The organism is Georgenia sp. H159, from assembly GCF_035607575.1.
GTDB lineage: Bacteria > Actinomycetota > Actinomycetes > Actinomycetales > Actinomycetaceae > Oceanitalea.
In genome coordinates this window covers 38,547-45,104 of record NZ_JAYDZY010000010.1, presented here as the reverse complement: position 1 = coordinate 45,104, position 6,558 = coordinate 38,547, and the positions used below count along the sequence as shown (strand labels likewise).

General features: G+C 71.5%; 5 protein-coding genes. All 5 read right to left on the bottom strand.

Going from position 1 to position 6,558, the window contains the following annotated elements; genetic code table 11:
- Window positions 1–57: 57 nt before the first annotated feature.
- On the bottom strand, window positions 58–1,998 hold the full coding sequence (locus VR894_RS14740) for an ABC transporter ATP-binding protein (RefSeq protein ID WP_324652730.1): 1,941 nt from the start codon (window positions 1,996–1,998) through the stop codon (window positions 58–60).
- On the bottom strand, window positions 1,995–3,722 hold the full coding sequence (locus VR894_RS14735; protein WP_324652734.1) for an ABC transporter ATP-binding protein: 1,728 nt from the start codon (window positions 3,720–3,722) through the stop codon (window positions 1,995–1,997). The genes VR894_RS14740 and VR894_RS14735 overlap by 4 nt, the downstream gene beginning before the upstream one ends.
- 174 nt (window positions 3,723–3,896) lie before the next feature.
- Window positions 3,897–5,219: an SPFH domain-containing protein gene (locus VR894_RS14730; RefSeq protein ID WP_324652728.1), complete on the bottom strand. Its 1,323-nt coding sequence runs from the start codon at window positions 5,217–5,219 to the stop codon at window positions 3,897–3,899.
- Window positions 5,216–5,671 carry an NfeD family protein gene (locus tag VR894_RS14725; RefSeq protein WP_324652726.1) on the bottom strand — a complete coding sequence of 152 codons (456 nt, stop codon included), beginning with the start codon at window positions 5,669–5,671 and terminating at the stop codon, window positions 5,216–5,218. The genes VR894_RS14730 and VR894_RS14725 overlap by 4 nt, the downstream gene beginning before the upstream one ends.
- Window positions 5,672–5,743: 72 nt before the next feature.
- Complete coding sequence (locus tag VR894_RS14720; RefSeq protein ID WP_324652724.1) at window positions 5,744–6,538, bottom strand: ABC transporter ATP-binding protein; 795 nt, start codon at window positions 6,536–6,538, stop codon at window positions 5,744–5,746.
- Between the last annotated feature and the right edge of the window lie 20 nt (window positions 6,539–6,558).

Sequence of the window (6,558 nt, the reverse complement as noted above, 5' to 3'; positions counted from 1 at the left end):
ACGGTTGGGGGATGACCGCGCCGCAACAACTCCGCTCTCGGCGAGAACGAGTACGGGCTACTCGGCGGCGGTGACGGGGGCGGCGAACTGGCTGCGGTAGAGGCGGGCGTAGGCGCCGTCGGCGGCGAGCAGCCCCTCGTGGGTGCCCTGCTCGACGATGTCGCCGTGCTCCATGACGAGGATGACGTCGGCGTCGCGGATCGTGCTCAGCCGGTGCGCGATGACGAAGGAGGTCCGTCCCTTGCGCAGCTCGGCCATTGCCTGCTGGACCAGCATCTCGGTCCGGGTGTCCACGGAGCTCGTGGCCTCGTCGAGGATGAGCAGCTGCGGGTCGGAGAGGAAGGCGCGGGCAATCGTGATGAGCTGCTTCTCGCCGGCTGACACGCCCCCGCCCTCCGCGTCGATGACGGTGTCGTAGCCGTTCGGGAGGCTGTGCACGAAGCGGTCGACGCTGGCCGCCTCCGCGGCCCGGCGCACCTCGTCCACGGTGGCACCGTCCCGCCCGAAGGCGATGTTCTCCGCGATCGTGCCCTCGAACAACCAGGTGTCCTGGAGCACCATGCCGATCGGGTCGCGCAGGTCCTGGCGGGTCATCGTGCGGGTGTCGACGCCGTCGAGCCAGATGTGACCGGAGTCGATCTCGTAGAAGCGCATGAGCAGGTTGACCAGCGTCGTCTTGCCGGCACCGGTCGGCCCGACGACGGCGATGGTCTGCCCCGGCTGCACGTCGAGGTCGAGCCGCGTGATGAGCGGACGCTCGGGGTCGTAGCTGAAGGTGACGTCCTCGAAGCGCACCTCACCGCGCACCACGTCCGGTCGCTGCCCCGGCTCCGGGTCGGGCGACTCCTCCGGGGCGTCCATCACCTCGAAGATCCGCTCGGCCGAGGCCACCCCGGACTGCACGAGGTTGGCCATCGAGGCGAGCTGGGCGAGCGGCTGGCTGAACTGGCGCGAGTACTGGATGAAGGCCTGCACCGCGCCGAGGCTGAGGTCCCCGGAGGCGACCCGGAGCCCGCCGACGACGGCCACCAGCACGTAGTTGAGGTTCCCGACGAACCCCATCATCGGCATGATCGTCCCGGAGATGAACTGGGAGCGGAAGCTGGCCCGGAAGAGCCGCTCGTTGTCGGTGTCGAAGCCCTCCCGCACGCCGTCCTGGGCGTTGAACGCGGTGACGAGCTCGTGCCCGGTGAACGCCTCCTCGACCGTGCCGCCGAGGTCACCGGTGGACTTCCACTGGGCGACGAAGTGCGGCTGGGCTCGCTTGGCGATCGTCATGGTCGCCCACGCGGAGACCGGCACGGTGACGAGGGCGATGAGGGCGAGCTGCCAGGACAGCACGAACATCATGACGAGCACCCCGACGACGGTGACGAGCGAGGTGACGACCTGCGAGAGCGTCTGCTGGAGCGTCTGGGAGAGGTTGTCGATGTCATTGGTCACGCGGGACAGCACGTCCCCGCGGGCGTGGGAGTCCAGCTCGCGCAGCGGCAGCCGGTCGATCTTGCCCTGGACGTCACGGCGCAGGTGGTAGGCGGTGCGCTGGACGACACCGGCGAGCATCCGCCCCTGGACCCACAGGAAGGCGGCGGAGGCCACGTAGACGACCAGCACGGTGAGGATCACCGTGGTGAGCGCACCGAAGTCGATGCCCTGCCCGGGCACGACGCCGTCCATGCCGCTGACCATGTCGGCGACCTGGTTCTCCCCCGCCGCTCGCAGCCCGGCGACGGCCTGCTCCAGGGTGGCGCCGTCGGGCAGGGTCCGGCCGACGACGCCGTCGAAGACGATGTTGGTCGCGCGTCCGAGCAGGGCCGGGCCGGTCACCTGCAGCGCGACGGCGAGGACGGCGAGGACCACGACGACGACGAGCCGCACGCGCTCGGGCCTCATCGTGCGCAGCAGCCGGCGGAGTGAGGCACCGAAGTTCGCCGACTTCTGGCCCGGCGGGACGCCGGCGCCCATGCCCATGCCGGGACCGGGACGGTGGCCGCTCATGCCGCCTCCTGCGCACTGAGCTGGGAGAGCACGATCTCGCGGTAGGTCGTGTTGCCCTCCATCAGCTCCCCGTGGGTTCCCCTGCCGACGACGCGGCCCTCGTCGAGCACGACGATCTGGTCGGCGTCGCGGATGGTGGCCACCCGCTGGGCGACGATGAGCACGGCTGCCCCGGCGGTGGCCGCCGGCAGGCCGGCCCGCAGGCGCGCGTCGGTGGCGTAGTCGAGCGCCGAGAACGAGTCGTCGAAGACGTACAGGTCGGCCGGCTTGAGCAGCGCGCGGGCGATCGCCAGCCGCTGGCGCTGCCCCCCGGAGAAGTTGGAGCCGCCCTGCTCCACCCTGGCGTCCAGCCCGAGGTCGGACACGAACTCGCTGGCCTGGGCGGCGTCGAGGGCGGCCCACAGCTCATCGTCGGTCGCCCCCGGGCGGGCGAACCGCAGCGTCGAGGCGATGGTGCCGGAGAAGAGGAAGGCGCGCTGCGGCACGATCGAGATCCGGGCGCGCAGCTCCGCGGGGTCGAGGTCACGGACGTCGATCCCGCCGGCGCGCACGACGCCGCCGGTGGTGTCGACCAGCCGCGGCAGCAGGTTGACGAGCGTGGACTTGCCCGAGCCGGTGGCGCCGATGACCGCCGTCGTCCGCCCCTGCTCGAGGCGCAGCGAGACGCCGTGCAGCACCGGTTCGGCAGCGCCGGCGTAGCCGAAGCTCGCGTCGTCCAGCTCGACGACAACCCGCCCCTCCGGCAGGCGCCGGGGCCGGGCCGGGGTGACGATGCTCGGCTCGGTCGCGAGCACCGCGTCGATCCGCTCGGCGGACACGGAGGCGCGCGGCACCATCATGAACATCATCGAGGCCATGAGCACCGACATGAGGATCTGCATGAGGTAGCTGAGGAAGGCGACCAGCGAACCGACCTCCATGGCACCGGAGTCGATGCGCCCCGCGCCGAACCACACGACGGCCACCTGCGAGGCGTTGATGATCACCTGGACCACCGGGAACATCAGCGCCATGAGGTAGCCGACGCTCAGGCTGGTCACCATGAGGTTGGTGTTGGCGCTCTCGAACCGCTCGCGCTCGTTGGGCTGACGGTTGAACGCGCGGATGACGCGCACCCCGGAGATCTGCTCCCGCATGACGAGGTTGATGCGGTCGATGCGCCCCTGGATGAGCCGGAACAGCGGGCCCATCCGCAGCGCGATGAACACCATGACCGCGAGCAGCACCGGCACGATGACGAGCAGCAGCGCCGACAGCCCGGTGTCCTGCCGGATGGCCATGACCACGCCGCCGACCATCATGATCGGCGCCATGACGAGGATGGTGAAGGTCATCAGGGTGACCATCTGGACCTGCTGGACGTCGTTGGTCGAGCGGGTGATGAGCGACGGTGCGCCGAAGCGTCCCGCCTCCGCGACGGAGAAGCGCTGGACGCGGGTGAACACCGAGCGCCGCAGGTCCCGGCCCACGCTCATCGCCGTGCGGGCCCCGAGGAAGACGGCGCCGACCGCGCACGCGACCTGCACCGCGCTGATGAGCAGCATGATCCCGCCGACCCGCAGGATGTAGCCCGTGTCACCGACGACCACGCCGTTGTCGATGATGTCGGCGTTGAGGCTGGGCAGCGAGAGCGCCGCGATCGTCTGCAGGAACTGGAGCAGCACCACCACGACGACGTCGCGACGGTACGGGCGCAGGAAACGCCGAAGGACGGGCAGCAGCATGACAGCCTTTCGCATCGCGCCGGCCGCCGGACGGCCGCCACGCACGCCTCGCTGGGCGCCTGCACAGCCTAGGACGGCCCTCCGACACGCGGCGACAATTTTCGCTCAGGGCAGCGCGGACGACGACGGCGCGCCACCCCCGTCCGGGAGTGCGCGCCGTCGTCGTCGGTCGGGCTACTGCTGCTGCTCCGGCTCCTCGCCCGTGACCGGCTCGGCCGTGCTCGGCGGACCGGCGGTGGGGCCGGGCTGGTTCGCGCTGGGCGGCGGGGGCTGACGCTGGGCGCCGGGGGCCGGCGGAGGGACGGCGGGCGTGCCCGACGGCGGCGGCGCGAAGCGCGTCTGGTCGTCCGCGCGCGGGCGCCGGCGGGGCTCGCCCTCGGCGGGGCGCTGCCCGCGCTCGGCCGAGTCGGAGAACGGTCGGCCCGACCGCTCGCCCGCGGCGTTCGCCTCGGACGTCGCCTGCTGGGCCTCGCTGCGCGCGGCTGCCAGCGCCTCGTCCGGGTCCTGCAGGCTGGCCTCGGCCAGTCCGGCCGCCATGGCGCTGCCGTGGGGGCCGAAGTCGACCTGGGGTGCAGGACCGGAGTCGTCGTCGTCGGAGCCTCCGCCGGGAGCACCGCCGCCGAAGCCCTTGGAGATGGCACCGAGTGCGGCGGTGAACTCGGTGGGGATGACGAAGAACTTGCTCGACTCCTTGTTGGCCAGCTCCGGCAGCATCTGCAGGTACTGGTAGGCGAGCAGCTTCGGGTCCGGCTTGCCGCGGTGGATGGCGTCGAACACCTGGAGGATCGCGCGGGACTCACCCTGGGCCCTGAGGATCGCCGACTGTGCCTGGCCCTCCGCCCGCAGGATCGAGGACTGCTTCTCACCCTCGGCGGTGAGGATCTGGGACTGCTTGACGCCCTCGGCGGTGAGGATCGCGGCGCGGCGGTCGCGCTCGGCCCGCATCTGCTGCTCCATCGCACCCTGGATGCTCTGCGGCGGGTCGATCGACTTGAGCTCGACGCGGTTGACGCGGATGCCCCAGCGCCCGGTCGCCTCGTCGAGCACCCCGCGCAGCTGGCCGTTGATCTGGTCACGGCTGGTGAGCGTCTGCTCGAGGTCCATCGAACCGATGACGTTACGCAGCGTCGTCACGGTCAGCTGCTCGATACCGGTGATGTAGTTGGCGATCTCGTAGGTCGCGGCCTTCGGGTCGGTCACCTGGAAGTAGATGACGGTGTCGATCGACACGACCAGGTTGTCGGAGGTGATCACCGGCTGCGGCGGGAAGGAGACGACCTGCTCGCGCAGGTCGACGCCCGCGCGGACCCGGTCGACGAACGGGATGAGGAAGTGCAGCCCCGCGTACATCACCGTGTTGAACTTGCCCAGCCGTTCGACGATGAGCGCGACGGCCTGCGGCACGATCCGGACGGCCCGCCAGATCGCGACGATGACGAACAGCGCGAGCAGGACGAGCACGATGGTCAGCACGATGCCACCGGTGTTGTCGGTCACGAGGCTCCTTCGGGGTAGGTCACGGGGATGGGCGCGACGACGGCGGTCGCCCCGTCGATGCGCACCACCTGGACGGTGGTGCCGACGGGCAGCACCGTGCCCGGCTCCGCCGTCCGGGCCGTCCAGACCTCGCCGACGAGCTTGACCCGCCCGGCGTGGTCGGTGACGTCCATGAGGACCTCGGCGGTGCGGCCGACGTGGGCGGCGATGTTGGTCAGGCTGTCGGGTGTGGAGCGCTTGAGGTAGCCCAGTGCCCAGGGGCGCACGGCCACCAGGAGGACCGTCGAGACGACGGCGAAGGTGAGGAGCTGCGCCCAGAAGGGGGCCCCGAGCAGTGCCACTCCCCCGGCCGCCAGCGCGCCGCCCGCGAACATGAGGAAGATGAGGTCGACGGTGAGCATCTCGACGACGCCGAGCACCAGGGCTCCGCCCAGCCACCACAACCACGCCATCGTCCGTCCTCCTCCTGAGGTCGATCCTACCGACCGTGACGGACGCCACGGACGGTTATGCCGGCGCGGAGGCTAGCGGGCACTGCCGGCGGCGCGGGCGCTCCACCGGCCGCGGTGCCGCTCGACCTCGAGGTCCAGCCCGAAGGTCCGCGACAGGTGCTGCGGCGTGAGGACGTCGTCGATGGGACCGGCTGCCTCGACGGCGCCGTCGCGCAGGAGCAGGCCGTGGCCGAAGCCCGGCGGGATCTCCTCGACGTGGTGGGTGACGAGCACGATGACCGGGGACCGGCTGTCGCCCGCCAGCTCGCCGAGGGCGCCCATGAGCTCCTCCCGGCCACCGAGGTCCAGGCCGGCGGCGGGCTCGTCGAGCAGGAGCAGCTCCGGGTCCGCCATGAGCGCCCGGGCGATCTGGACGCGCTTGCGCTCGCCCTCGCTCAACGAGCCGAAGGTGCGGTCGCTCAGCTGCTCGACGCCGAAGGCCGCGAGCAGGTCGCGGGCCCGGCCGGTGTCGTACTCGTCGTACGTCTCCCGCCACCGCCCCGTGACGCCGTACGAGGCGGTGAGCACGACGTCGAGCACCGCCTCACCTCCCGGGATCCGGTCCGCGAGGGCCGCCGAGGCGAGGCCGATGCGGGTGCGGAGCTCCGCGGTGTCGATCGTGCCGAGCCGCTCACCGAGGATGTCGACGGTGCCCTCGCTCGGGAACAGTCGTCCCGCCGCCAGCTGCAGCGCCGTCGTCTTGCCCGCGCCGTTGGGGCCCAGGACGACCCACCGCTCGCCGTCGCTCACGGACCAGCTCACGCGGTCGAGGATCGTCTTCGACCCGCGCCGCAGGGTCACGTCCGACAGCTCCAGCACATCGCTCATGCTCCGAGCCTATCCGGCAC